The organism is Nitratidesulfovibrio liaohensis (assembly GCF_011682075.1).
Lineage (GTDB): Bacteria > Desulfobacterota > Desulfovibrionia > Desulfovibrionales > Desulfovibrionaceae > Cupidesulfovibrio > Cupidesulfovibrio liaohensis.
On record NZ_VSMK01000722.1, the window covers coordinates 1 to 705 of the forward strand.

A 705-nucleotide genomic window follows, 5' to 3' on the forward strand; every position below is an offset into this window, starting at 1 on the left:
GGCCGCCCAGCCAGACCCGGTGGCGGCCATCGTGGCGGAAAGTGCGGCCCTGCTGGCTCGCCACGCCGACCATCCGCTGGCCCCGCGCGTGGACACCGCCCGACATGCGCTGCTGGACTACCGCGACCGGGTGGCCCGGCTGGCCGGGGATACCCGCCACCTGTTCGCGGACGAGACCCCGGTCATCGCCAATACCGAGGTCAATTCCGGCAACTTCCTCGTGCCTGAAGGCGGTAGCGCGGCATCTTGCGGCGATTTGGCAGCGCCCTGCGGCGCATGGCTGGTGGACTGGGAAAAGGCGGTGGTCACCACTCGCTATCAGGACCTGGGCCATTTTCTGGCGTCCTCCACCACCCTGTGGAAGACCGACTTCACCTTTGACGCGGCCACGCGCGCGGCCTTTCTGGAAGACTACCGGGAGGCGTTGCGCCATGCGGGCCAGCCCGTGCCGGACGCGGAAGAATGCGCGGCCAAGGCCGACGTCATGGTGCGCGCCGTGCTGCTGCGCGGCCTGTCGTGGTGCCTGATGGCCTGGCACGAATACGCGGGCGGCGGGCGCGCGCTGGCCCATGCCGACACCTTTCGGACCATCGAACGCTATCTGGGGAACATCGCATGGTTCTTGCGGTAGAGGGGCTGAGCGCCTCGTACGGAGAGGGCGTTGCCGCGCCCGGCGGCGCGGGGCTGGTGGCCGCCGCCGTGGGC

The 705-nt window shown here is 70.4% G+C and carries 1 pseudogene; it reads left to right on the plus strand.

What is annotated here, in order from left to right:
- Positions 1 to 631: pseudogene (locus FVW27_RS18195) on the plus strand (aminoglycoside phosphotransferase family protein); the annotation flags it as partial.
- Positions 632 to 705: the final 74 nt, after the last annotated feature.